The following is a 23,618-nucleotide window of genomic DNA, read 5'->3' as shown; positions in this document are numbered from 1 at the left end:
ACCGTCTCAGCTCTTCGGCGCCTGCTTCTCCGACGCGGTTGTCGGCTTGCCCTTGGCACCCGCACCGACGACGCGCACCTGATCGCCATCAGAGAGGCCGTCCGGCGGGGCGGTGATGACGCGATCGTCCGGCGCGATGCCCGAGGCCAACTCGATCTCGCGGCCGAGGTCGCGGGCGATGGCCACCTGCTTGAACAGCACCTTGTCGTCCGCGCCGACGGTCGCAACGCGCAGGCCGCTGCCGTTGAAAATCAAGGCGCTGGCGGGAATGCTGAGCGGCGCGGAGTCGCGCTGGAGGCTCAGCTTCACGCTGGCGTAGCCGCCGGGCATCAGCTCGCCCAAAGAGTTGTCCAATCCAAGCTGCATCCGTGTCGTGCCCGAGGCGACGTCGACGGCCTGCGAGGACGCTTCCACCGTCGCCTGAAAAGTCCGATTGGGATATTCCGGCAGCGTGATCGTGGCCTTGGCGCCGATCTTGATCGCCGGCACGTAGTTCTGGGGCGCGTTGACGTAGACGCGCAGCTTGGTGATGTCGGAGATCACGAACATCGCCGGACCCGAGCCGCCGCCGGCATTGATCAGCGCGCCGACGTCGGTGTCGCGCGCGGTGACGACGCCGTCGAACGGCGCGGCGATCTTCTTGTAGCCGGCGAGCGCTTCCAACCGCTCGACATTGGCCTTGCCCGAATTGACGGCGGCGTTCTTGTTGGAGAGATCGGCGGTGCGCTCGTCGATCTCCTGCGCGGAGACGAAGTTGGAGGCGACCAGCGTCTTGCGCCGGTTCAGCGTCGCTTCCGACAACCTGGCGCTGGCCTGCTGGCTGGCGAGATCGGCGCGGGCCTGCAGCAGCTGCTGATCGAGGTCGGGCGCCTCGATCTCGGCAATCACCTGGCCGGCCTTGACGCGGGCACCGATGTCGGCACTCCAGCTCTTCAGGTAGCCCGACACGCGCGCGAAGATCGGCGCGCGGTAGTAGGCTTCCAGCCGGCCCGGCAGATCGATGGTGGCGTTGAGGTCCTTGGCGCTGGGCAGCGTCACCGCCACGCTGGGAACGGCCTGGTCGTCAGTCCATTCTTTCAGCCTGGAGCCCTGCTCCTCGCGGGCCCTGATGCCGGTGCCCACGACGAGGCCTGCCGCAATCAGCGCCACCACGCCGAAGATGCCCAGTTTCCGGTGCGACACCGGGGCGCGGGGTTCAGTGGGCGACATGCGGAGTCTCCAATGAGGCGGCGGCTTTGGCGCCTTGTTTCTTGTGGACCATGCTGAACACCACGGGAACGAACATCAGCGTGGCGAAGGTTGCAAAGATCAGGCCGCCGATCACGGCGCGGCCGAGCGGCGCATTCTGCTCGCCGCCCTCCCCCAGCCCCAGCGCCATCGGCGCCATGCCGATGATCATGGCGAGCGCGGTCATCAGCACCGGGCGGAACCGGACGAAGCCGGCTTCGAGCGCCGCGGCGATGGGATCGCCGAGCTCCTCATAGCGCTCACGGGCGAAGGAGATCACCAGCACGCTGTTGGCGGTGGCAACGCCCATGCACATGATCGCGCCGGTGAGCGCCGGCACCGACAGCGTGGTCTCCGTCATGAACAGCATCCAGACAATGCCGGCGAGCGCGGCCGGCAGCGCGGTGATGATGACGAACGGATCGGACCAGGACTGGAAGTTCACGACGATCAGGAAGTAGATCAGCACGACGGCCCCAAGCAGGCCGAACAGCAGGCCGGTGAAGGCGCTGTTCATGGTCTGCACCTGGCCGAGCAGCACCACGGACGAGCCCTTCGGAACCTCTTTCGCAGTGTCGGCGATCAATTTTCGAATGTCGGCAGAGACCGCGCCGAGATCGCGGCCTGAGGTCGTTGCAAAGATCTGGACCATCGACTGGATGTCGTATTGCGACACCACCGCGCTCGAGGTCGAGCGCTTGATGTCGGCGATGCCGCCCAGGATCGGCGACTGCGCATTGCCGGCCGCGGTGATCGGCAGGGTCTGTAGCGCGCTGAGCGAGTCGATCTGGTATTGCGGCGTCTGCATCACGATCGAGTAGGACACACCGTTATCGGGATTGAGGTAGTAGGTCGGCGCGACCTGCGAGGAGCCCGCGAGATTGACCACGAGGCTGTTGGTGACGTCGCGCTCGGTCAGGCCGACATATTGTGCACGGGTGCGGTCGACATCGATGTTGAAGGTCGGGTTGTTCGGCGACTGCTGGATGCGAGCGTCGGCAACGCCCGGAATCTTGCGGACCTTGGCCAGCAGGCTGTTGGCGTAAGCGAAATTCGCGCTGAGATTGGCGCCGCGGATTTGCAGGTCGATCGGCGCCGGCGCGCCAAAATTCAGGATCTGGCTGACGATGTCGGCCGGCAGGAACGCGAAGCTGACGCCGGGGAACAGCCTCGGCAGCTGCTCACGCAGCACCTTCACGTGCTCTTCCGTCGGCTTGTGGCCTTCCTTCAGCTTGATCTGGATGTCGCCATCCTGCGGGCCGATCACGCCGGTGTTGTTGTAGGTCATGTTGATGCCGGAGATCGGCATGCCGATGTTGTCGGTCATGGTCTCGATCTCGCCCGGGATCAGCTTGCGGACTGCCTTCTGCACGTCGGCGAGCTGGTTGGCGGTCTCCTCGACGCGGGTGCCGACCTGCGTGCGGACATGCATCAGGATGTTGCCGGCATCGACGGCGGGGAAGAAGTTGCGGCCGAGGAACGGCACCAGCGCGAAGGACGCGCCGACGATGCAGAGGAAGCCGATTACGAACACCGCTCGGTGCGCCAGCGCCAGGCCGAGGAAGCCGCGATAAGCGCCGCGGATGCGCTCGAACCGCGCCTCGAAGCCGCGCTGGAACCAGACCAGGGGATTGCGCGACTTCGGCGGTCCATCCTCGTGATGGACGTGGGCCTTGAGCAGATAGTTCGCCATGGTCGGCACCAGCGTGCGCGACAGGATGAACGACCAGATCATCGCGAACATCACCGCTTCCGCCATCGGCACGAACAGGAAGCGCGCGACGCCGGTGAGGAAGAACATCGGCACGAACACGATGCAGATGCACAGCAGCGAGACGAAGGCCGGCGTCACGATCTGATTGGCGCCGTCCAGGATCGACTGCTCGACCGGCTTGCCCTGCTCCAGATGGTAATTGATGTTCTCGATGGTGACGGTTGCGTCATCGACGAGGATGCCGACCGCGAGCGCGAGGCCGCCGAGCGTCATGATGTTCAGCGTCTCGCCGATCGCCGACAGCATGATGATGGCGCCCAGCACCGACAGCGGGATCGAGACCGCGATGATGATGGTCGAGCGCCAGCTGCCGAGGAACAACAGGATCATGACGCTGGTCAGCAGCGCCGCGATCACGCCTTCGAAGGCGACGCCTTGAATCGCGCCGCGGACGAACACCGACTGGTCGCCGATGAAGCCGATTTTCAGCGCATCCGGGAGCTGATCCTTGACCTCGATCACCTTCTGCTTGATGCCGGCGATGATATCGAGCGTCGAGGTCGCGCCCGCCTTCAGCACCATCATCAGCACCGAACGGTTGCCGTCGACATGGACGATGTTGGTCTGCGGCGGATTGCCGTCGCGCACGGTGGCGACGTCGCGCACATAGACCATGGCGCCGTTGACGGTCTTGATCGGCAGATTGCCGAGCTCGTCGATCTTCAGCGGCGAGTTGTTGAGCTGGATGTTGTATTCGAACTGGCCGATCTTCTGGGTGCCGACCGGCGTGATCAGGTTTTGCGCGGCGAGCGCGTTGGCGACGTCCTGGCCCGAGAGGCCGCGGGCCTGGAGCGCGGTGGGATTGAGGTCGATCTGGACCTGGCGCTGCTTGCCGCCGAATGGATAGGGAATCGCCGCGCCGGGCACGGTGACCAGCGGCGTGCGGAGCTGGTTGATGCCGATATCGGCGAGATTCTGCTCGGTGAGCCCCTCACCCGACAGCGCCACCTGGATGATCGGCACGGTGGAAGCCGAGTAATTCAGGATCAAGGGCGGCGTCGCACCCGGCGGCATCTGCTTCAGCAGCGTCTGCGAGATCGCGGTCACCTGCGCATTGGCGGTGCGGATGTCGACGTTGGGCTGGAAGAAGATCTTGATGATGCCAAAGCCGTTGTAGGAATTGGCCGTGATGTGCTCGATGTCGTTGACCGTGGTCGTCAGCGCCCGCTGGAACGGCGTGGTGATGCGGCCGGACATCTGGTCCGGCGGCAGGCCGGTGTACTGCCAGACGACGCCGATGACAGGGATACGGATGTCCGGGAAGATGTCGGTCGGGGTCCGCAGCGCCGCGAGCGGTCCGATGATCAGCAGCAGCAGTGCTAGCACGACGAACGTATAAGGCCGGCTCAGGGCAATACGGACCAGAGCAATCATGCGCCAGGCAATTCCAGGTCAAGCGAGGATAAGGATTCCGCCCCACGGCGATCCCCTGCCCCCTTTACCTGAGCACCGCCGGAAACGCTAACCTCCGGCGGCCTTCACGCATTCACTTCCCTGCTACCGCACTGCGAAATCTACATCGCAGCCATGCAGCCGAACGCCTCACGCCGCGCGGACGGAGTTGAGGAACTTGCCGACCTCGAGCTTGAGCCGGTTGGAGTCACGCGACAGCATCTGCGCCGCGGACAGCACCTGCGAGGAAGCCGACCCGGTTTCGGATGCACCGCGCTGGACGTCGCCGACGTTGGACGAGACCTGCTGGGTGCCTTGGGCGGCCTGCTGCACGTTGCGGGCGATCTCCTGGGTTGCCGCGCCCTGCTGCTCCACGGCCGCCGCAATCGCCGAAGCGATTTCCGACAGACGCGCGATGGTGCCGCTGATCTCGCCGATGGCACTGACTGAATCCTGCGTCGCCGCCTGGATGCCGCCGACCTGCTGGCCGATCTCGCCGGTCGCCTTCGCCGTCTGCTCGGCCAGTGCCTTGACCTCGGAAGCGACCACCGCGAAGCCGCGGCCGGCCTCACCCGCCCGCGCCGCCTCGATCGTGGCGTTGAGTGCCAGGAGATTGGTCTGGCCCGCGATCGCATTGATCAATTCGACGACATCGCCGATCCGCGCCGCGGCCCGTGACAACTCGCTGACGCGTTCGGTGGTGGCATGCGCCTGGCTGACGGCCGCGCTGGCAATTCGGGTGGAATCCTGCACCTGCCGGCCGATCTCGCGCACGGAGGATGACATCTCCTCGGCGGCCGACGCCACCGAATGGACATTGCTGGAGGCGGCCTCCGAACCGGAGGCGACCACCGTGGCCAATTCCTGTGCCCGGCCCGCAGTCGAGGACAGGGTCGAGGCCGAAGCCTCGAGCTCGGTCGCGGCCGAGGACACGGTCTCGACGATCTCGCCGATCGCGGCCTCGAAGCCGTCGGCGAGCCTGGTCATGTCGGACTTGCGCTGCGCCTCGGCGCGGCGCTGCGCCGCCTGCACCTCGTCGCGGCTGAAGCGGATGATGGTTTGCACTGTCTGGAGGTTGCGCAGCGCCTCACCGATCTCGTCGTCGCGCTCGATCACGATGCGGTTGTCGAGCTTGTCCTGCACGAGGTTGAGCAAGGTGTCGTTGAGCTGCTGCATCGGCCCCTGGATCGCACGCATGGTCGCAAGGCCGGCGAAGCCGACGATGCCGGCGCCGAACAAGGCCAGCAGCGCCAGGATCAGGCTGGACGAACCGCCGGTGGAGAGCGCGCCGCTGATGCCGAGCGCGAGCATGAACAGCGCCTGCAGCGCCATCGTCGTGACGAGGCGCGCCTTCAGCGTCCCGGTGAAGATCGAGAGGCGATCGAGCAGCGAGCGGCGGCGGATGATGCCGGCGTCGATGCGATAGCCATGCGGCTTCTTCTCGCGAATCGCGGCGTAGACTTCTTCGGCGAGCTTGCGCTGGTCGACCGGCAGCCTGGTGCGGATGGAGGTATAGCCCTTGACCTGGCCGTTCTCGCGGATCGGCGAGGCCGTTGCGAGCACCCAGTAGAAGTCGCCGTTCTTGCGCCGGTTCTTCACCGCGCCGAGCCAGGGCTTGCCCGCCTTCAGCGTGTCCCAGAGATTGTCGAACGCCTCCGGCGGCATGTCGGGGTGACGGACGATGTTGTGCGGCTGGCCCATCAGCTCGGCCGATGTGAACCCGGCGGCAGCGAGGAAGTCCTCGTTGAAGTAGGTGAGCTTGCCCTTGAGGTCGGTGCGAGAGACGATCAGCGTCTCGTCGCTCACAGCGTATTCGACATCCGTAACAGGGAAGTTCTTGCGCATCAGGGGCCCCAAATGAATTGATTATCTGTTCATTCCAATTCGGACGGCCGCTACGAGTCGTCTTTTGCGCGATTCTCATAAAGCGAATTTAACTATCAATGAAACGCGCTCCCCGTAAGTCTACGGGCCGCCCCGATGATGCTACCTGCAAGCGACATCGGGCTACCGGCGCTGAAAAGAAAAGAGCGGCGCTGGGCGACGCCGCTCTATTTTGCCGCAACGGATGTTCGAGACTTTACGCCGCGCGGACGTTGGTCAGGAACTTGCTGACCTCGCTCTTCAGCCGGTTCGAGTCGTTCGACAGCATCTGCGCCGCCGACAGCACTTGCGAGGAGGCCGTGCCGGTCTCGGTCGCGCCGCGCTGAACGTCGGTGATGTTGGACGACACCTGCTGGGTGCCCTGCGCCGCCTGCTGCACGTTGCGGGCGATTTCCTGCGTCGCCGCGCCCTGCTCCTCCACCGCCGCCGCGATGGCCGAGGAGATTTCCGACAGACGCTCGATGGTCGAGGAGATCTCCCTGATCGCGCCGACCGAGTCGTTGGTTGCCGCCTGGATGCCGGAAATCTGCTGACCGATCTCGCCGGTCGCCTTCGCGGTCTGCTCGGCGAGCGCCTTCACCTCGGAGGCGACGACAGCGAAGCCGCGGCCGGCTTCGCCCGCGCGCGCCGCCTCGATGGTGGCATTGAGCGCCAGGAGATTGGTCTGGCCGGCGATGGTATTGATCAGCTCGACGACATCGCCGATGCGCGAGGCCGCCTTGGAGAGCTCGCTGACGCGCTCGGTGGTGGCACGCGCCTGGCCGACGGCATCGCCCGCCATCCGCGCCGATTCCTGCACCTGACGGCTGATCTCGCCGACCGACGAGGCCATCTCCTCGGTCGCCGAGGCCACCGATTGCACGTTGGTCGAGGCTTCCTCCGAGGCGCCCGCCACCGTGGTCGCAAGTCGCTGCGAGCGGTCGGCGGTCGCGGTCAGGGTCGAGGCGGAGGCTTCGAGCTGGGTCGAGGCCGACGACACGGTCTGGACGATCTCCCCGATCATCGTTTCAAATTCGCGGGTGATGTTGTCGACGCGGCGGCCGCGCTCGATCTTGGCCTCGGCGTCGGCCGCTGCGGCTTCGTCGGCGGCCTTCTTGGCAATCAGCGCCTCCTTGAAGATCTGGAGCACGTCGGCCATGGCGCCGATCTCAGTCTTCTCGCCGCGATGCGGGACTTCGGCGGAGAGGTCGCCCTTGCCCAGGGCCTGCATCGGCTCGATGATCGAGTTGATGCCGCTGGAGACGTCCCGGACGAGATAGAAGCTGACGGCGATGCCGATCACGACGGCGGCGCCGAGAATGACCGAAACCAGCATGAAGGCATAGGCGTAGCTGTCGGCGGCATCCTGGGCGGCCTGATCGCCGCCCTTGGTGTTGAGCTCGATGTCCTTGTTCAAGACCTCATCCGCCTGAAGCCCGATCTTGTTGACCGTCTTGGAGTTGAGCTCCTGCGCCTCGCGCGGGCTCTTGCCGGCCTCCTTGCGCGACAACGCCATGACCTCCTCGGTCCCCTTCTTGTACTCATCCCAGAGCTTGGACCATTGGCTGTAAAGCGCCCGCTCTTCCGGGGAGGTAATCATCGGCTCGTACCTGGCGCGCACCTTGGCGAGCGCCTCAGTCACGGTGGCAGCGGTCTTCTCGGTCGCGAGCTTGTCTTCCAGAGCCTCGGCCAGCATGTGCTGGCGCACGACGTTGCGATAGGTGATGACGCTGGCGCGCAAATCCCCGATCACCCGTACGCTGGGCATCCAGTTCGTGGTGATGTCCACTGTGTTGGCATTGATCGATCGCATCTTCATGACGGCAAGCAGGCCCATGCCGGCCATCGCAACCAGCAGGAACGCCACGACACTGATGATCTTGGCGCGGATGGAGATCTTAGCGAACATGATTGAGGTCTCTTCGTGCAGGCGCGAGCGCGCGTCCGGGAATTACGAATCAAGCAAAAAGGAGCAGCGCCGACATCAAACACCAGAGCACCTGCGCGGATGTTGACTGCGACTCCGTACGAGCACGGAAACCGAAAGAAATGAATGAGGGACTAAGAATGCTCTGCGCTCAGCGCATGAGCCTAAGCGCATCGGAGAAAAACTCCGCGCCGCCGAAATTTCCGGACTTCAGCGCGAGCAGCATGTCGCCTTCAACACCGACTGCGCGCAGCACCGGAACGCCCGCCGCGATTTCCACTCCTACGAGAAATCCGGGAATCTTCAACCGATCGACCACAGCGCCGGATGTCTCGCCACCGGCAACGACCAAACGCCGCACGCCTGACTTTACGAGAGTTTCTGCAATATCGGCCATGGCCTGCTCGATCGCATGGCCGGCGGCGTCGCGACCGTGGCGTGCCTGCAGGGCGGCGACCTGATCGGGTGTCGAGCTCGATGCGATCAGCACCGGACCCTCGGCCAGTCGCGGTCTTGCCCAGTCCAGCGCGCGCTGCGCTTCGCCCGACCCCGTAATGATACGGTCCGGATCGAGATGGAGCACCGGCATGATGCGTTCGGCGTTGGCGATCTGCTGAAGCGTCGCCTGCGAGCAGCTTCCGGCAAGGCAGGCCGCCGGTCCGCCAACCGGAGCGCCGGTTTCGCTGCTCGGCGACGCCGACTTGACCTTGCCCGTCGACACCAAGGCGCGCGCCAGTCCCAGGCCGATGCCGGAGGCGCCGACCGACAGCCGATGTTCGGCAGCAACGAGACCGATCGTCTCGAGGTCGCGGTCGAACACGGCGTCGATGATCGCGGCACCGATGCCCTTGGCGGCGAGCTCGGCCAGCCGCGCCCGCACGGCGTCCGCTCCGCGCGTGACGGTGGCGAGATCGACGAGGCCTATTTGCGTCCTGCTCTGGCGCGCCAGCACGCGCACCAGGTTGGAATCGTGCATCGGGTTGAGCGGATGGTCCTTCAGCGGGCTCTCATTGAGCGGCACGGCACCGACGAACAGATTGCCCTGGTAGACGGTGCGGCCGGTCTCCGGGAACGCCGGCGTCACCAGAACGGCGCCTTCGCCGCAGTCGGCGCGCAGCGCGTCCATCACAGGACCGATATTGCCGGCGTCGGTGGAATCGAAGGTCGAGCAAATCTTGAACAGCACGTGGCCCGCGCCGCGGCCGCGCAGCCATGTCTCCGCCGCGCGCGAGCGCGACACGGCAAGGCCGGCCTCGATCGAGCGGCTCTTCAATGATACCACGACGGCATCGACCTCGGGCAGCGCCAGATCGTCCGCGGGCACGCCGATCGTCTGCACGGTACGCAAGCCGGCGCGCGTCAGCGTGTTGGCGAGGTCGGAGGCGCCGGTATAGTCGTCGGCGATGCAGCCCAACGCAAGTGTCACGACTTCACTCCAGCATAAGGCTTGAACCAGGCAAGGCCGTCGGTGGTCTTGCCGCGCGGATTGTATTCGCAGCCGACGAAGCCGGCATAGCCGAGCCGGTCGAGCTCTTCGAACAGGAACGGATAGTTCAGCTCCTCGCCGTCAGGCTCGTTGCGCGAGGGAATGCTGGCGATCTGGATGTGGCCGATGATCGGCATCATCTCGCGCAGCCGCATGGTGACGTCGCCATGGATGATCTGGCAGTGATAAATGTCGAACTGGAGTTTTAGGTTCGCAAGCCTCAGCTCCTGGATCAGATCCCGCGCGAAGCCGAAATCGTTGAGGAAGTAGCCGGGCACGTTGCGCGCATTGATCGGCTCGATCACGACGTCGATGCCGTGGGGTGCAAAGAACTCCGCGGCCCAGGCCACCGATTTGTAGAACGCTTCGATCGCGACACGCTCGCCGCGGTTGGCGATGCCGGCCATCAGGTGCAGCCGCTTGACGCCGGTCGCCTTGGCGTAAGGCAGCGCCGTCTCCAGGCTCGCCTTGAGATCGGAGAACCGCGAGGGGAGCGCCGCAAAGCCCTTCTCGCCGGCATTCCAGTCGCCCGGCGGCAGGTTGAACAGCGCCTGCGTCAGACCATTGCGCTTGAGCCGCTCGCCGACCGCTTCCGCCGGATGCTCGTAGGGAAACAGAAACTCGACGGCGGTGAAGCCCGCTTGCGCGGCGGCATCGAACCGGTCGAGGAACGGCACCTCGGTGAACATCATCGAGAGATTGGCGGCAAAACGGGGCATCGGAGTTCCTCTTGCTTACTTGTCGCCGGGAAGCTTGACGCCGGTGACTTGCGCATACATGCGCGCGACCGACGCGTCGTCATCGCGGCCCATGCCGGCGGCCGATGTCATCAGGAACATCTGGAGCGCGGCGGCGGAGACCGGCACCGGGAATCGGGCACTGCGCGCCATGTCCTGAATGATGCCGAGGTCTTTGACGAAGATCTCCACCGCGCTTCGCGGTGTGTAATCGCCGTCGAGCACGTGCGGCATGCGGTTCTCGAACATCCAGGAGTTGCCGGCGGAGGCCGTGATCACCTCATAAACCTTGCGGATATCGAGGCCCTGCTTGGCCGCGAACGCCATCGCCTCGCTGGCCGCGGCGATGTGCACGCCTGCCAGCAATTGATTGATCATCTTGAACGCCGCGCCCTGCCCCGCGGCATCGCCGAGCTCGTAGAGCTTTGCAGCCATGGCATCGAGCGCCGGCCGCGCCTTGGCAAAGGCGGCCGGGCTGCCGGAGGCGAGGATCGTCAGCTCGCCTTGCGCTGCGCGCTGCGCCCCGCCGGAGATCGGCGCATCCAGATAATGCCGGCCGGTCGCCTCGAGCTGTTTTGCGAGCCGCCGCGCCACGTCCGGGTCCATGGTGGCGGAGGAGACGAACACGCTGTCCTTCGGCATGGTTTCGGCCGCGCCATCCTTGCCGAACAGGATCGCCTCGGTCTGGGCGGCATTCACGACGACGCTGACGACGATGTCGGCGCTCTTGGCCGCCTCGGCCGGCGTTTTGGCCCCCGCGCCGCCATCCTTCACGAAGCGCGCGACGGCATCCGCCGAAACGTCGCAGCCTGTGACAGCATGGCCGGCGCGCTGCAGCGAGGTCGCCATGCCGAATCCCATCGAGCCGAGCCCGACGACGGCGATACGCTGACTTTGTGACGTGGAGGCGGACATATGCAACTGATCCTTGCGAACGTTTCCTGAATAGCCGCCCTTTGCGGCAGCTTGGCAACCGAATAACACGGCTTGGCCGCGCTGCCAAAGCGTGAGACAAGCGGGCATGACGGCCATGAGCAACGAGACAAGGCTGCGTGAGGATATCTGCCGCTTCGGACGGTCCCTGTTCGAGCGCGGGCTGACGCCGGGCTCCTCCGGCAATATCAGCGTCAGGCTGGACGGCGGCGGCTGGCTGGTGACGCCGACCAACGCCTCGCTTGGCTTCCTCGATCCGGCAAAGCTGTCGCGGCTGGACGAAACCGGCCGGCTGATGTCGGGCGATGCCCCGACCAAGGAAGTTCCGCTGCACACCGCACTCTACGACACGCGCGGCAGTGCCCGCGCGATCGTGCATCTGCACTCCACCCATTCGGTCGCGCTGTCGATGCTGCCCGAGATCGACCCGCGCGCCGCGCTGCCGCCGATGACAGCCTATTACCTGATGAAATGCGGCGCCACCGCGCTCGTGCCCTATTACCGCCCGGGCGATCCCGCGGTCGCGGACGCGATCAAGGGACTGGCGGGGAAGTATTCATCCGTGCTGCTTGCCAATCACGGCCCCGTCGTCGCCGGCGACACGCTGGAAGCCGCGGTGTTCGCGACGGAGGAGCTGGAGGAGACGGCGAAGCTGTACCTGCTGCTCCGTGGGATGAACCCGCGGTATCTGTCGCCGGAGCAGGTGACGGATCTGGTGAAGGTGTTTGGGGTGACGCTGCCGGAGCATGGGCACGAGCATTAGCTCCCCACCGCTGTCATTCCCCGCGAAGGCGGGGAATCCAGTACGCCGCGGCCTATCCGTATCCTCTGGCGTCTCTGGAATACTGGATCGCCCGATCAAGTCGGGCGATGACACTGAGTGTACGGGGCGAGCTTGCGCCACACTTCCCCGCTACAGCCCCAGATACGCCTTCCGCACGTCCGGATTGCCCTTGATCTCCGCGGACGGGCCCTGCATCAGCACGCGGCCGGTCTGCAGGATGTAGGCGCGGTCGGCGATCTCGAGGCACTCGGCCATGCGCTGCTCGACGATCAGCACGGTCATGCCGGCGTCGCGGATGCGCTTCACCGCCTGGAAGATCTCGTCCACCAGTTTCGGCATGATGCCTTGCGAGGGCTCGTCCAGCATCAAGAGCCGCGGGCGCGTCATCAGCGCGCGGCCGATGGCGAGCATCTGCTGCTCGCCGCCGCTTAGCGTCTCGGCGCGCTGCTCCAAACGTTCCTGGAGACGCGGGAACAGCGTGAAGACGAGATCGAGCGGCCCCTCGCGGTCCGCCTCGCCGCGGTAGAGATAGCTGCCGAGACGCAGATTGTCGCGCACCGACAGGCGCGGGAACAGGCGGCGGTTCTCGGGCACATAGGCGATGCCTGTTGCGGTGATGTGATGCTGCGCCATGCCGTCGAGGCGCTTGCCGTCGAACGTGACCGTGCCCGAGCGCGGACGTTCGGCACCGGCGATGGATTTCAGCAGCGTCGACTTGCCTGCGCCGTTGGCGCCGGCGACACAGACGATCTCGCCCTTCTGGACCTCGATCGAGACCGCGGAGATCGCGACCAGGCCCTGATAGGCCGTCGTGACTTCACGCACCGACAGCATGACGATCTCCCAGATATGCGCTGATCACCTTGGGATCGCGGACGACGTCTGCGGGCTTGCCCTCGACCAGCACCTTGCCGAGGTCGAGCACGATGGCGCGGTCGACCAAGGGCATCACGATCTCCATGACATGCTCGACCATCAGCACGGTGATGCCGGCATCGCGCACCTTTCGCACCAAGGCAACGCCGGTCTGCGCCTCGGTCGGCGTGAGACCGGTGAGGACCTCGTCGAGCAGCAGCAGCTTCGGTTCGGTCGCGAGCGCACGCGCAACTTCGAGGCGGCGCTTCTCGGCCGGCACGAGGTCGCTGGCGAGCACGTCGGCCCGCGCGGCAAGGCCGGTGAACTCCAGCACCTCGTGCGCCTTGCGGCGCGCCTCGCGCATCACGGTGTTGCGCACGAGCGCGCCGACGATGACGTTGTCGATAACGGTCATGGTCTCGAAGCTCTTGACCACCTGGAAGGTGCGGCCCACCCCGCGCTGGCAGCGCTCGGCCGCCGGCATGCGGGTGACATCCTCGCCGTCGAACCAGATCGAGCCTTGCGTCGGCGGCAGCACGCCGGCGATGAGATTGAACAGCGTCGACTTGCCGGCGCCGTTCGGGCCGATCAGGCCTACGATCTCGCCGCGGCCGACCGAGATCGAGACGTCGCTGTTGGCGATGAGGCCGCCGAAGCGCTGCCAGACGCCGCGTGTTTCGAGCAGCGCGGTCATCGCGTGGCTCCCTTCGGTTTTGCGCGGGAGAACAGGCTCACCAGGCCTCGCGGCAAGGCCAGCGAAATCGCCACGATCAGCGCACCATAGACGATGAGATCGACGCCACGCCCCGACCCGCCGATATAGGAGCGCGTCAGCTCCGTCATCGGGATCAGGATGGCGGCCCCTAACACCGGACCCCAGAGGGTGCCGATGCCGCCGAGCACCGCCGGCAGTGCCATCAGCAGCGAGAACTGGAAGCCCATCACGCTTTCAGGATCGATATAGGCGAGAAACTGCGCATAGAAGGCGCCGCCGATGGCGACGAGGAAGGCCGAGACGGCGGCCGCGCCCATCTTGGAATTGAACACGACGACGCCGAGGCTCTCGGCCGCTTCCGGATTGTCCTTCACCGCACGCCACCAGAAGCCCCATTTGGAATCTTCCAGCCACCAGGTGACGAACCAGGCGAGGCAGCAGAGCGCCAGCGCGAAATAGAAGTATGGCAGCTTGGTGCGCAGGAACTGGAATTTCAGCCAGCTGTCGCCGCGGATCGGAATGGTGATGCCCATCGCGGCGCCCGCCCACTCCCAGTTCTGGAACAGCAGCAGTCCGATCTCGGCGATGACGATGGTCGCGATCACGAAGTAATGGCCGCGCAGGCGGAAGAAGGGATAGCCGAGGCCCATCGCGATGACGGCCGCAATCACGCCGCCGCCGAGCATGCCGAACCAGGGCAGCACGCCGAACTTGGTGAACAAGAGCTCGGTGGTGTAGGCGCCGATGCCGAAATAGAGCGCGTGTCCCAGCGAGATCTGGCCGCAATAGCCGGACAGGATGTTCCAGCTCTGCGACAGCGCCGCATACATCAAGGTCAGGATCAGGATGTTCTGGACGTAGACGTCCTTGACGAACAGCGGCGCCAGCGCCGCGAGCCCGGCCAGCACGGCGGCGATGATGAGGTCGCGGCGGCGCCGCGCGGCAAAGTTCTTGTCCATCACATCGATCCGAACAGGCCGCGCGGCCGGATGAAGACGACCAGCAGATAGACGGCGTAGATGCCGACCGATTTCAGCGAGGGCGGCAGCACCAGGGCCGTGACCGCCTCGACGAGGCCGACGATGATGCCGCCGGCGAAGGCGCCGAACACGCTGCCGAAGCCGCCGAGCGCCACCGTGACATAGGCGATCAGCGCGAAGGACGCGCCGACGTCGGGATAGATGTAGAAGAACACCGCCATGATCGCGCCGGCGAGACCGACCAGCGCTGCGCCCAGGCCCCAGCCGAACGCGAACACGCGGTTCTTGTCGATGCCGACGAGCGCCACCGCGCCGGGATCTTCGCGGGTGGCTTCCAGCGCGCGGCCGAAATCGGTGCGGTGGATGAAGAAATAGAGAGCGGCAAAGGCCGCGATCGAGACCAGCGCGCCAACCAGTTGCGGCTCCGGCAGGAAGATGCCGGAGACCGAGATGGTCTTGCCGCCGAGCCAGGAGTGCGGAATGCTGCGATAATCCGGCGTGAAGAAGTACTGCGCGAGGCCGCGCATGACGATGGCGAGGCCGAAGGTGGTGAAGATCTGCACCATGCCGGCATTGGCCTTGGCCCGCATGGCGAAGCGTACAATCAATAGATAGATCACCGCGCCGAACACGAAGAGTGCCGCGGCGACCAGCGGCGCCGACAGCAACGGATCGATGGCGAAGAACGCGAACAGGAAGAAGGACAGGTACATCGCGATCATCAGGAACTCGCCATGGGCGAAGTTCGTGACGTCCATCAGGCCGAAGATCAGCGCGAGGCCGACCGCGATCAGTCCGTAGAGCAGGCCCATCAGAAGGCCGCTCGCGAGACTTTGGATAATGGCTTGGGCTGTCAAAAGTCTGTCCCCCGAAATAGATCCTCATCCTGAGGAGCGCGCACCAGCGCGCGTCTCGAAGGATGGCCCAGCCCTCGTCCTTCGAGACGCGGGCTACGCCCGCTCCTCAGGATGAGGGCGGGAGCTACATCTGAGCTCCCGCTTCCCAGTCTTACTTCATCGGCCAGATCGCCTCGGCGATCGCGGCTTGCGGCGGGAAGATGGTGACGAACTTGCCGCCGACATATTGCAGCAGCACCGGATCGGCGTCGTTGTTCTGGCCCATCTCGTCGAACTTGACGCGCTTCCAGGGCATGATGGTCTTCTCGCCCGGAATGTCGGTCGCGGCAAGCGCATCGCGGATCTTCTCGCCGTCGGTCGACTTGGCGCGGCTGATGGCGTCGGCGAGGATGATCAGGCCCATGAACTGGCGCGAGGTGAGATCGTTGAAATCCTTGCCCGAGCGCGACTTGAACATCTCGTTGATCTTGCCGACCATCGGCCGCTTCTGCGCGAGGTCGAGCGAGAAGGTACCGCGCGAGATCACGCCTTCGAGCTTGTCGCCGACGGCATCATAGAGCGCCTTCTCGGAGAAGCCGGCGTCCTGCGCCACGATCGCATTCGGCTTGTAGCCGAGCTCGGCCATGGTCTTGACCAAGAGGATGCCGTCGGTGGTGTAGCTCGACGGCATCAGCACGTCGGCATTGGCGGTCTTGAGCTGCTGCACCTCGGCCGAGAGCGAGGGCGAGTTGGCGCGATACTTGATGTCGGTGACGATCTTGTAGCCGCGCTCGCCGGCGATCTTGGTCTGGGCATTGCCGGAATCGGTGCCGAAGATGGTGTCCTCGTGGAACAGCGAGAGCGTCTCGATCTTGGTGCCCTTCTTCTTCATGGCGTCGAAGAAGTCGAACATCGCGGCCGAGTACATCTCGTCATGCGGCGCGGCGCGGAAGTAATATTTCAGGCCGCGGCGGTGCAGGCTCGGCGAGGAGTTGTCGGCGGAAACGAACGGGACCTGATAGCGTTCGCAGATCTGGCTGACGGTGACGGCCACCGCGCTCTGATAAGTGCCGATGATGGCGCAGACCTTCTCCTGCGTGATCAGGCGCTCGGCCTCGGCGCGGCCCTTCTGCGGATCGGCCTGGTGGTCGGCGAACACGAGACGGATCTTGGCACCACCGAGACCCGGCAGGCCCTCGCCTTTCGCCAGCGGCAGGTCGAAATCGGTGTCCTTGTTGATGACTTCGAGCGCAGTCTCATAGGCCTTCTGCGCGTCGACGCCCTGCTGCGCGCTGCCGCCGGAGAACGGATAGATCACGCCGATCACGACTTCCGAGGTCTGTGCGCGCGCTGCCAGCGGCACGAGAGCGGCAGTGGCGGTGGCTCCCAACAACACGTCGCGGCGAGTGATCGTCATGGCAAAGTCCCCTGTTACTGAATTTCGGCTGATCGAATGAAGCGATTGATGGATGCGGTAAAGCCCGAAGAAGCAGCAAACGCTGCCTACTAAATCACGGCCATGTTCTTGTTCTTCAGATCCGTCACCAGCATCAAGCCGGGCGAATGCGTGATCGCGAACGGGAGTTTCGCGGCGTTAATCACCGATTGCGGCGTCACCCCGCAGGCCCAGAACACCGGAATCTCGTCGTCGGCGACCGGCACCGGATCGCCGTAGTCGGGCTTCGCGATGTCCTTGATGCCGATCAGGTGCGGATGGCCGAGATGCACGGGTGCGCCGTGCACGGCGGGATAGCGCGAGGTGATCTGCACCGCGCGGATCGCATCGGCCGGCTTGAACGGACGCATCGACACCACCATGGGACCGGCGAACGGGCCGGCTTCGCCGCAGGCGATGTTGGTGCGGTACATCGGCACGCGCACATTGCGCTCGATGTGGCGGATCGGCATGCCCTCGTCGAGCAGAGCTTCTTCGAACGAGAAGGAGCAGCCGAGCACGAAGGTGACGAGATCGTCGCGCCAGTAGCTCTTCACATCGGTCGGTTCGTCGACGACCTCGCCGTCGCGCCAGACGCGGTAGCGCGGAACGTCGGTGCGGATGTCGAGATCGGCGCCGAGCGAAGGGAGATGCGGACTGCCGACATCGGAGATGCCGATGATCGGGCATGGCTTCGGATTGAGCTGGCAGAAGCGGTGAAAGGCGCCGGCATATTCGGCCGGCAGGATCGCCAGATTGCCCTGAACGTACCCGGGGGCGACGCCGGCGGTGGAGGCGACCAGCCCCTCGCGGTAGGCGAGCCGGGCCTTGCGGCTCGGAAGGCCGTCGGGCGTTTCAGTTTGCTGCGCTGCCACCAAAACAGTCATGTAATCGACCTGCCAACTCGACAAAGACAAGCCAACACCAAGCGTGCTATAAAGTCTAATCGTCGTTTCTAATCAATCTCGATAAATCTGCTTTATCGATTGGGAAAATCCTTCCAATGCTGGACTTCAGGTCGATCGAGACGTTCCTATGGGTTGTGAAGCTCGGCAGCTTCCGCGGCGCCGCACAACGGCTCAACACCACCCAGCCGGCGATCTCCCAGCGCATCGCCCAGCTCGAGCGCGAGATGGGCGTGAAGCTCCTGAACCGCGATCATCGCATCGCCTCACCGACACCGAGCGGCCGGCAGATGATGGTCTATGCGGAGAAGCTGATCGGCCTGCGCGCTGCGATGATGGCGGAGATCGGCGACCGCTCGGCGATGCGCGGCGTGATGCGGCTCGGGGTCGCCGAGACCATCGTGCACACCTGGCTGCCGCGGCTCGTCAAGAGCGTCAACGAGGTCTACCCGAACCTGTCGCTGGAGATCGAGGTCGACATCACGCCGAACCTCACCGCGCGCCTGCTCGCGCAGGAGATCGAGCTCGCCTTCGTCGTCGGGCCGTTGTCCGCTTCCGGCGTGCACAACCGCGTGCTCGCCGATTATCCGATCGGCTTCCTCGCAAGCCCCTCGCTGGGGCTCGGCAAGGGACCGGTGACGCCGGCGGAGCTTGCGCGGTTTCCGATCATCACCTTCCCGCGCAAGACCAAACCTTACGAGGTCGTGCGCGAGGTGTTCGACCGGCCGGAGCTGCCGCCGATTCGCCTGCATGCCTCCGCCTCGCTGGCGACCGTCATCCACATGGCGGTCGAAGGGCTCGGCATCGCCGTGATCCCCGACGCCATCGTCGAGAACGAGCTCGCCGACGGACGGCTGCAACTGCTCGACACCGATCTCGCCATCGCGCCGCTGACCTTCACGGCGAGCTGGCTCGCCTCGCCCGACGTCGTCGCCGTGGAGCGCGTCGCCGAGCTTGCACGGCAGATTGCGCAGAGCAGCCTCGCGGTTGACGCGCCCGCGCAGGCGCGTCATTGAAAAAGGCGCCGGACAAGAGAGAGAACGACCGCATGAGCCGAGCCGCCACCAACCTGCAAATCGATTCCGCCCGCCTGTGGGGCTCCATCCACGAGACCGCGCAATTCGGCGCGACCGCCAAGGGCGGCGTGCGGCGGCTGACGCTCAGCGCCGAAGACAAGCAGGTGCGCGACTGGTTCCGCAAGGCCTGCGAGGATGCCGGACTGGAAGTCCACGTCGACGCGCTCGGATCACAGTTCGGCCTGCGCAAGGGCCGCGACATGTCGAAGCCGCCTGTCGGCATCGGCTCGCATCTCGACACCCAGCCGACCGGTGGCAAATATGACGGGATTCTGGGGACGCTCGGCGCGCTGGAAGTGATCCGCACGTTGAACGACGCCGGCATCGAGACCGAGGCGCCGATCTGCGTCGTCAACTGGACCAATGAGGAAGGCTCGCGCTTCGCACCTGCGATGATGGCGTCCGCCGCCTATGTCGGCGACTTCACCACCGACGACATCCTGTCGCGCAAGGATATCGAAGGCATGACCGTCGGCCAGGCGCTCGACAGCATCGGTTATCGCGGCGACAAGCCGGTCGGCTTCCAGAAGCTCGGCTGTTTCGTCGAGCTGCACATCGAGCAGGGGCCGATCCTGGAGGCCGAAGGCAAGACCATCGGCGTGGTCGATTCCGGCCAGGGCGTATTGTGGTACGACGGCAAGATTTCCGGCTTCGAGAGCCATGCGGGTTCGACCCCGATGCCGTTGCGGCGCGATGCGCTGGCGACACTGTCGGAGATCGTGCTGGCGATGGAAGCCATTGCCAAGAAGCATGGGCCCAACGCGGTCGGCACCATCGGCGAGGCCGTGATCGCAAATCCCTCGCGCAACGTCATCCCCGGCGAGATCGCCTTCACCATGGACTGCCGCAGTGCCGATGGCGCGATCATGGACGCGCTCGATCGCGATCTTCGTGCGGCGATCGCCGAGATCGCCGCGCGCCGCAAGGTCGAGGTCAAGATCGATCTGGTCTGGCGCAAGCCACCGACGCATTTCGATCCGAAGCTGATCGCCGCGGTCGAGAACGCGGCGAAGACGCTCGGCTATTCCTCCCGCCGCATCACCTCCGGCGCCGGCCACGACGCCTGCAACCTCAACACCGTCATGCCGGCCGCGATGGTGTTCGTGCCCTGCAAGGACGGCATCAGCCACAACGAGCTGGAGGACGCCACGCAAGGCGACTGCGCCGCAGGCACCAACGTTCTCATGCATACCGTGCTGGCGATCGCTGGCGTCGCATCCTGACCGGAGAGAACCATGCGCGGAGTTTTCGTCGACGCCAATGAAGCCCTCGCCGCGATCATGGAGCGGCTGGAAAAGCCCGGCGACCCCAAGGTCCGGATCCACCGGGACCCCGATATCAAGCCCGAGCAATACCCTGAGATCCTCGATGGCGCCGAGATCGCCATCGTCGACCACACCGCGCTGCCGACCGCTGTCGCAAAGAAATGCGCCGGCCTGAAGCACGTCGTGTTCCTCGGCACCGGCGCGCGCAGCTACATGAACCCGGAGGAGCTCGCCGAGCTCGGCATCTCCGTCCATCTGATCAAGGGCTATGGCGACACCGCGGTCGCCGAATCCGCGATCGCGCTGATGTGGGCCTCGGCCCGCGTCATCGCGATGATGGACCGCGAGATGCGGGCCGGCAACTGGCTGCGCGAGGACGGCATGCAGCTCACCGGCAAGACCCTCGGCCTGATCGGCTTCGGCGGCATCGCCGCTGAGGTCGCGCGCATTGCCAGCGGCAGCGGCATGAAGGTGATCGCCTGGAACCGCTCGCCGAAGAGCCATCCTGGCGTCGAGTTCACCGATCTCGACACGGTGCTGGCGAAGAGCGACGTCGTATCGCTGCACCTGCTGCTCAATGACGAGACGCGCGGCATGATCACGCGCGAGAAAGTCTTTGCGATGAAGCGTGGCGTCATCCTCGTCAACACGGCCCGCGCCGCAATCGTCGACGAGGCCGCCATGATCGACGCACTGAAAACCGGCCACATTCGCCATGCCGGCCTCGACGTCTTCAACATCGAGCCGTTGCCCGGCGATCATCCGCTGACGAAGCTGCCGAACGTGACGCTGTCGGCGCATTCGGCGTTCCGCACGCCGGAAGCCAGCGAGAACCTGATTGAAGCGGCATGGGTCCACTGCCGCCGGATCGTGAATTCGTAGGGTGGGTTAGCCCTGCAGATGCGTGAAGCGCATCTGCTTGGCGTAACCCACCTCTTTAGTTTCCGCGGAAGCAGAAGCGGTGGGTTACGCCTTCGGCTAACCCACCCTACGCTCTCCGCCAAATCGTGAAGGGACAAGAGCAACAACAATGGCCGACTATCGCACCATCAAGGCAGAGCCGCTCACCAACGCCATCCGCGCCATCGTCAAGGCGGGTGGGTCTACCGACCGCGAAGCCGAGCTCGTGTCCACCAATCTCGTCGAGGCCAATCTGAAGGGACACGACTCCCACGGCGTCGGCATGATCCCGCGCTATGTCCAGAGCGTCACCAATGGCGGCCTCGCCGTGAACCAGCACGTCAAGATCGTGCTCGACACTGGTCCGCTCCTCACCCTCGACGGCCTCACCGGCTACGGCCAGGTGATCGGTCATGAAGCGATGGAGCTGGCTGCCGAGCGCGCCAAGCGCAACGGCGTGTGCCTCGTCGGCCTCTCCAACTCGCACCACATCGGCCGCATCGGCCACTGGGCCGAGCAGTGCATCGACCACGGGCTGGTCTCGATCCACTTCGTCAACGTGATCTCGCGCCCGATCGTGGCGCCCTGGGGCGGCAGCGATGCGCGCCACGGCACCAACCCGTTCTGCGTCGGCATCCCGCGCGCCGGCAAGGAGCCGATCGTGCTCGACTTCGCCACCAGCAGGATCGCGCAGGGCAAGACCCGCGTCGCCCACAACAAGGGCGTCGAGCTGGAACCCGGCACCATCATCGACAATGAAGGCAAGCCCACGGTCAATCCGCGCTACACCGTGATCCCGCCATACGGCGCCATCCTGCCGTTCGGCGAGCATAAGGGGTCGGGCCTCGCGCTGGTCTGCGAAATCCTTGGCGGCGCCCTCTCCGGCGGACAGGCGGTCAAGGGCCCGTCCGACGGCAAGTACAATGTCCTCAACGGCATGCTGTCGATCATCATCGACCCGACCAAGCTCGGCACCGCCGAAAACCTCGCACGCGAAGTCGAGAGTTTTGTGGCCTGGCACACCGGCTCGCCACCCGCGCCTGGAGTCGACAAGGTCAAGATCGCCGGCGACCCCGAGCGCGAGACCAAGAAGAAGCGCCTCGCCGAAGGCATTCCGGTCGATCCGACCACCTGGCAGGAGATTCTGGAGGCGGGGAAGAAGTTCGGGTTGGATCAGGCGGCGATCGAGAAGATCGTGGGGTAGTTGCGACCGAATCTTATGTTTAGTCGTAGGGTGGGTTAGCCGAGCGGATGCGCGAAGCGCATCTGCTTGGCGTAACCCACCACTTCTGTCTCTGCGGATACGAACAGTGGCGGGTTACGCCCGGCGGACCACGCTTCGCGCGGTCGCAGGGCTAACCCACCCTACGCATTGTCGCGGCCCGCCTCAATCCACCATATCCGCAACCGCCTTGCCGCAGGCGGTCGTATCGGCGTTGCCGCCGAGATCCTTCGTGCGCAGCGTGCGCTCGGCCAGCGTGCGCTCGATTGCGTCGACGATCGACTTGCCGGCTTCCTTCTCGCCGAGATGCTCGAACATCATGGCACCCGACCAGATCATGCCGATCGGGTTGGCGATGCCCTGCCCCGCGATATCGGGCGCCGAGCCGTGAACCGGCTCGAACACCGAGGGGAAATCGCCCTCGGGATTGATGTTGCCTGACGGCGCGATGCCGATCGTGCCGGTGCAAGCCGGGCCGAGGTCGGAGAGAATGTCGCCGAACAGATTTGAGCCGACCACGACGTCGAACCAATCCGGATGCAGCACGAAATTCGCGGTGAGAATGTCGATGTGGTACTTGTCCCACTTCACGCCCGGAAATTTCTTCGCCATCGCCTCCACGCGCTCGTCCCAATAGGGCATGGTGATGGAGATGCCGTTGGACTTGGTCGCCGAGGTCAGGTGCTTCTTCGGCCGCGACTGTGCGAGCTCGAAGGCGAATTTCAGGATACGGTCGACGCCGGTGCGGGTCATCACCGTCTGCTGCGTCACGAACTCGCGGTCGGTGTCGGGGAACATGCGGCCGCCGACCGAGGAATATTCGCCTTCCGTGTTCTCGCGCACCACCCAGAAATCGATGTCGCCGGGCTTGCGGCCCGCCAGCGGCGACGGCACGCCGGGCATCAGCCGCACCGGGCGCAGGTTCACATACTGGTCGAACTCGCGGCGAAACTTGATCAGCGAGCCCCACAGCGAGACGTGATCCGGAATCTTGGCCGGCCAGCCGACCGCGCCGAAATAGATCGCGTCGTGCTTACCGATCTTCTCCTTCCAGTCATCAGGCATCATCTGGCCGTGCTTCTCGTAATAGTCGTAAGACGAGAAGTCGAAATGGTCGAAATGCACGGAGACGCCGTGCTTCTTCGCCGCCGCCTCCAGAACGCGCAGACCCTCCGGCATGACTTCCTTGCCGATGCCGTCGCCGGGAATGACCGCGATCCGGTATTGTTTCTTGCTCATCGAGAACGTCCTTGGTTGGTCCGGCAGCCGCCGCGTTTTAACCGCACTGCAATGGACCAAACGCGGC

The 23,618-nt window shown here is 65.1% G+C and carries 19 protein-coding genes; 5 read left to right on the top strand and 14 right to left on the bottom strand.

Annotated features, from left to right (window positions below):
- Positions 1–6 precede the first annotated feature (6 nt).
- The 7 genes from JQ566_RS01920 to ltnD all read right to left on the bottom strand — a co-directional run bounded on the left by JQ566_RS01920 (position 7) and on the right by ltnD (position 11,327).
- Positions 7–1,209: an efflux RND transporter periplasmic adaptor subunit gene (locus JQ566_RS01920; protein WP_212368990.1), complete on the bottom strand. Its 1,203-nt coding sequence runs from the start codon at positions 1,207–1,209 to the stop codon at positions 7–9.
- A complete protein-coding gene (locus tag JQ566_RS01915; RefSeq protein WP_212368987.1) occupies positions 1,196–4,375 on the bottom strand; it encodes an efflux RND transporter permease subunit in 3,180 nt (1,059 codons plus the stop codon). The genes JQ566_RS01920 and JQ566_RS01915 overlap by 14 nt, the downstream gene beginning before the upstream one ends.
- A gap of 168 nt (positions 4,376–4,543) precedes the next feature.
- The gene (locus tag JQ566_RS01910) at positions 4,544–6,238 is read right to left on the bottom strand and encodes a methyl-accepting chemotaxis protein (protein WP_212368984.1); all 1,695 of its coding nucleotides are present in this window, start codon (positions 6,236–6,238) and stop codon (positions 4,544–4,546) included.
- Positions 6,239–6,473: 235 nt separating this feature from the next.
- On the bottom strand, positions 6,474–8,165 hold the full coding sequence (locus JQ566_RS01905; RefSeq protein ID WP_212368957.1) for a methyl-accepting chemotaxis protein: 1,692 nt from the start codon (positions 8,163–8,165) through the stop codon (positions 6,474–6,476).
- A 169-nt stretch (positions 8,166–8,334) separates the two neighbouring features.
- Positions 8,335–9,609, bottom strand: coding sequence for a 3-oxo-tetronate kinase (gene otnK, locus JQ566_RS01900; protein WP_212368954.1), 1,275 nt, complete (start codon positions 9,607–9,609; stop codon positions 8,335–8,337).
- Positions 9,606–10,388, bottom strand: a complete 783-nt coding sequence (gene otnI / locus JQ566_RS01895; protein ID WP_212368950.1) for a 2-oxo-tetronate isomerase — start codon at positions 10,386–10,388, stop codon at positions 9,606–9,608. The genes otnK and otnI overlap by 4 nt, the downstream gene beginning before the upstream one ends.
- A 15-nt stretch (positions 10,389–10,403) precedes the next feature.
- Positions 10,404–11,327, bottom strand: coding sequence for an L-threonate dehydrogenase (ltnD, locus tag JQ566_RS01890; protein ID WP_434057802.1), 924 nt, complete (start codon positions 11,325–11,327; stop codon positions 10,404–10,406).
- A gap of 100 nt (positions 11,328–11,427) precedes the next feature.
- Between ltnD and otnC the strand changes: the two genes are divergently transcribed.
- Positions 11,428–12,102 (top strand): 3-oxo-tetronate 4-phosphate decarboxylase, encoded by a 675-nt coding sequence (otnC, locus tag JQ566_RS01885; RefSeq protein ID WP_212368945.1) that lies wholly within the window; start codon positions 11,428–11,430, stop codon positions 12,100–12,102.
- A 150-nt stretch (positions 12,103–12,252) separates the two neighbouring features.
- On the opposite strand, the gene JQ566_RS01880 is transcribed toward otnC, so the two are convergent.
- The 6 genes from JQ566_RS01880 to JQ566_RS01855 all read right to left on the bottom strand — a co-directional run bounded on the left by JQ566_RS01880 (position 12,253) and on the right by JQ566_RS01855 (position 17,831).
- The gene (locus JQ566_RS01880; protein WP_212368942.1) at positions 12,253–12,957 is read right to left on the bottom strand and encodes an ABC transporter ATP-binding protein; all 705 of its coding nucleotides are present in this window, start codon (positions 12,955–12,957) and stop codon (positions 12,253–12,255) included.
- Positions 12,941–13,672, bottom strand: coding sequence for an ABC transporter ATP-binding protein (locus JQ566_RS01875; RefSeq protein WP_212368939.1), 732 nt, complete (start codon positions 13,670–13,672; stop codon positions 12,941–12,943). Before JQ566_RS01875 ends, JQ566_RS01880 begins: the two co-directional genes overlap by 17 nt.
- Positions 13,669–14,652 (bottom strand): branched-chain amino acid ABC transporter permease, encoded by a 984-nt coding sequence (locus tag JQ566_RS01870; RefSeq protein ID WP_212368936.1) that lies wholly within the window; start codon positions 14,650–14,652, stop codon positions 13,669–13,671. The genes JQ566_RS01875 and JQ566_RS01870 overlap by 4 nt, the downstream gene beginning before the upstream one ends.
- A complete protein-coding gene (locus JQ566_RS01865; protein WP_249139241.1) occupies positions 14,652–15,485 on the bottom strand; it encodes a branched-chain amino acid ABC transporter permease in 834 nt (277 codons plus the stop codon). Before JQ566_RS01865 ends, JQ566_RS01870 begins: the two co-directional genes overlap by 1 nt.
- A 196-nt stretch (positions 15,486–15,681) precedes the next feature.
- Entirely contained in the window at positions 15,682–16,926 is a 1,245-nt protein-coding gene (locus JQ566_RS01860; protein ID WP_100230101.1) for an ABC transporter substrate-binding protein, read from the bottom strand.
- Between the two features lie 89 nt (positions 16,927–17,015).
- On the bottom strand, positions 17,016–17,831 hold the full coding sequence (locus JQ566_RS01855; RefSeq protein WP_212368930.1) for a putative hydro-lyase: 816 nt from the start codon (positions 17,829–17,831) through the stop codon (positions 17,016–17,018).
- 116 nt (positions 17,832–17,947) lie between these two features.
- Between JQ566_RS01855 and JQ566_RS01850 the strand changes: the two genes are divergently transcribed.
- The 4 genes from JQ566_RS01850 to JQ566_RS01835 all read left to right on the top strand — a co-directional run bounded on the left by JQ566_RS01850 (position 17,948) and on the right by JQ566_RS01835 (position 22,294).
- Positions 17,948–18,865 carry a LysR family transcriptional regulator gene (locus JQ566_RS01850; RefSeq protein WP_100230099.1) on the top strand — a complete coding sequence of 306 codons (918 nt, stop codon included), beginning with the start codon at positions 17,948–17,950 and terminating at the stop codon, positions 18,863–18,865.
- A 32-nt stretch (positions 18,866–18,897) separates the two neighbouring features.
- On the top strand, positions 18,898–20,148 hold the full coding sequence (locus JQ566_RS01845) for a Zn-dependent hydrolase (RefSeq protein WP_212368915.1): 1,251 nt from the start codon (positions 18,898–18,900) through the stop codon (positions 20,146–20,148).
- Between the two features lie 12 nt (positions 20,149–20,160).
- On the top strand, positions 20,161–21,072 hold the full coding sequence (locus tag JQ566_RS01840) for an NAD(P)-dependent oxidoreductase (protein ID WP_212368910.1): 912 nt from the start codon (positions 20,161–20,163) through the stop codon (positions 21,070–21,072).
- 148 nt (positions 21,073–21,220) lie between these two features.
- Positions 21,221–22,294 (top strand): malate/lactate/ureidoglycolate dehydrogenase, encoded by a 1,074-nt coding sequence (locus tag JQ566_RS01835; protein WP_212368907.1) that lies wholly within the window; start codon positions 21,221–21,223, stop codon positions 22,292–22,294.
- Between the two features lie 183 nt (positions 22,295–22,477).
- On the opposite strand, the gene JQ566_RS01830 is transcribed toward JQ566_RS01835, so the two are convergent.
- Positions 22,478–23,551 (bottom strand): tartrate dehydrogenase, encoded by a 1,074-nt coding sequence (locus JQ566_RS01830; protein ID WP_212368905.1) that lies wholly within the window; start codon positions 23,549–23,551, stop codon positions 22,478–22,480.
- Positions 23,552–23,618 lie beyond the last annotated feature (67 nt).

It is taken from the genome of Bradyrhizobium sp. SZCCT0231, assembly GCF_018130245.1.
In the GTDB taxonomy this organism is placed as follows: domain Bacteria; phylum Pseudomonadota; class Alphaproteobacteria; order Rhizobiales; family Xanthobacteraceae; genus Bradyrhizobium; species Bradyrhizobium japonicum_F.
The sequence above is the reverse complement of the archived record's forward strand: the minus strand, read 5'-3'. Positions and strand labels throughout refer to the sequence as shown.

What these genes read in the sequence shown, in the direction of transcription:
- JQ566_RS01920 (WP_212368990.1), bottom strand. Translation starts at nt 1,209, where the DNA reads ATGTCGCCCACTGAACCCCGCGCCCCGGTGTCGCACCGGAAACTGGGC.
- JQ566_RS01915 (WP_212368987.1), bottom strand. Translation starts at nt 4,375, where the DNA reads ATGATTGCTCTGGTCCGTATTGCCCTGAGCCGGCCTTATACGTTCGTC.
- JQ566_RS01910 (WP_212368984.1), bottom strand. Translation starts at nt 6,238, where the DNA reads ATGCGCAAGAACTTCCCTGTTACGGATGTCGAATACGCTGTGAGCGAC.
- JQ566_RS01905 (WP_212368957.1), bottom strand. Translation starts at nt 8,165, where the DNA reads ATGTTCGCTAAGATCTCCATCCGCGCCAAGATCATCAGTGTCGTGGCG.
- otnI (WP_212368950.1), bottom strand. Translation starts at nt 10,388, where the DNA reads ATGCCCCGTTTTGCCGCCAATCTCTCGATGATGTTCACCGAGGTGCCG.
- otnC (WP_212368945.1), top strand. Translation starts at nt 11,428, where the DNA reads ATGACGGCCATGAGCAACGAGACAAGGCTGCGTGAGGATATCTGCCGC.
- JQ566_RS01880 (WP_212368942.1), bottom strand. Translation starts at nt 12,957, where the DNA reads ATGCTGTCGGTGCGTGAAGTCACGACGGCCTATCAGGGCCTGGTCGCG.
- JQ566_RS01875 (WP_212368939.1), bottom strand. Translation starts at nt 13,672, where the DNA reads ATGACCGCGCTGCTCGAAACACGCGGCGTCTGGCAGCGCTTCGGCGGC.
- JQ566_RS01870 (WP_212368936.1), bottom strand. Translation starts at nt 14,652, where the DNA reads ATGGACAAGAACTTTGCCGCGCGGCGCCGCCGCGACCTCATCATCGCC.
- JQ566_RS01865 (WP_249139241.1), bottom strand. Translation starts at nt 15,485, where the DNA reads ATGGGCCTGCTCTACGGACTGATCGCGGTCGGCCTCGCGCTGATCTTC.
- JQ566_RS01860 (WP_100230101.1), bottom strand. Translation starts at nt 16,926, where the DNA reads ATGACGATCACTCGCCGCGACGTGTTGTTGGGAGCCACCGCCACTGCC.
- JQ566_RS01855 (WP_212368930.1), bottom strand. Translation starts at nt 17,831, where the DNA reads ATGACTGTTTTGGTGGCAGCGCAGCAAACTGAAACGCCCGACGGCCTT.
- JQ566_RS01850 (WP_100230099.1), top strand. Translation starts at nt 17,948, where the DNA reads ATGCTGGACTTCAGGTCGATCGAGACGTTCCTATGGGTTGTGAAGCTC.
- JQ566_RS01845 (WP_212368915.1), top strand. Translation starts at nt 18,898, where the DNA reads ATGAGCCGAGCCGCCACCAACCTGCAAATCGATTCCGCCCGCCTGTGG.
- JQ566_RS01840 (WP_212368910.1), top strand. Translation starts at nt 20,161, where the DNA reads ATGCGCGGAGTTTTCGTCGACGCCAATGAAGCCCTCGCCGCGATCATG.
- JQ566_RS01835 (WP_212368907.1), top strand. Translation starts at nt 21,221, where the DNA reads ATGGCCGACTATCGCACCATCAAGGCAGAGCCGCTCACCAACGCCATC.
- JQ566_RS01830 (WP_212368905.1), bottom strand. Translation starts at nt 23,551, where the DNA reads ATGAGCAAGAAACAATACCGGATCGCGGTCATTCCCGGCGACGGCATC.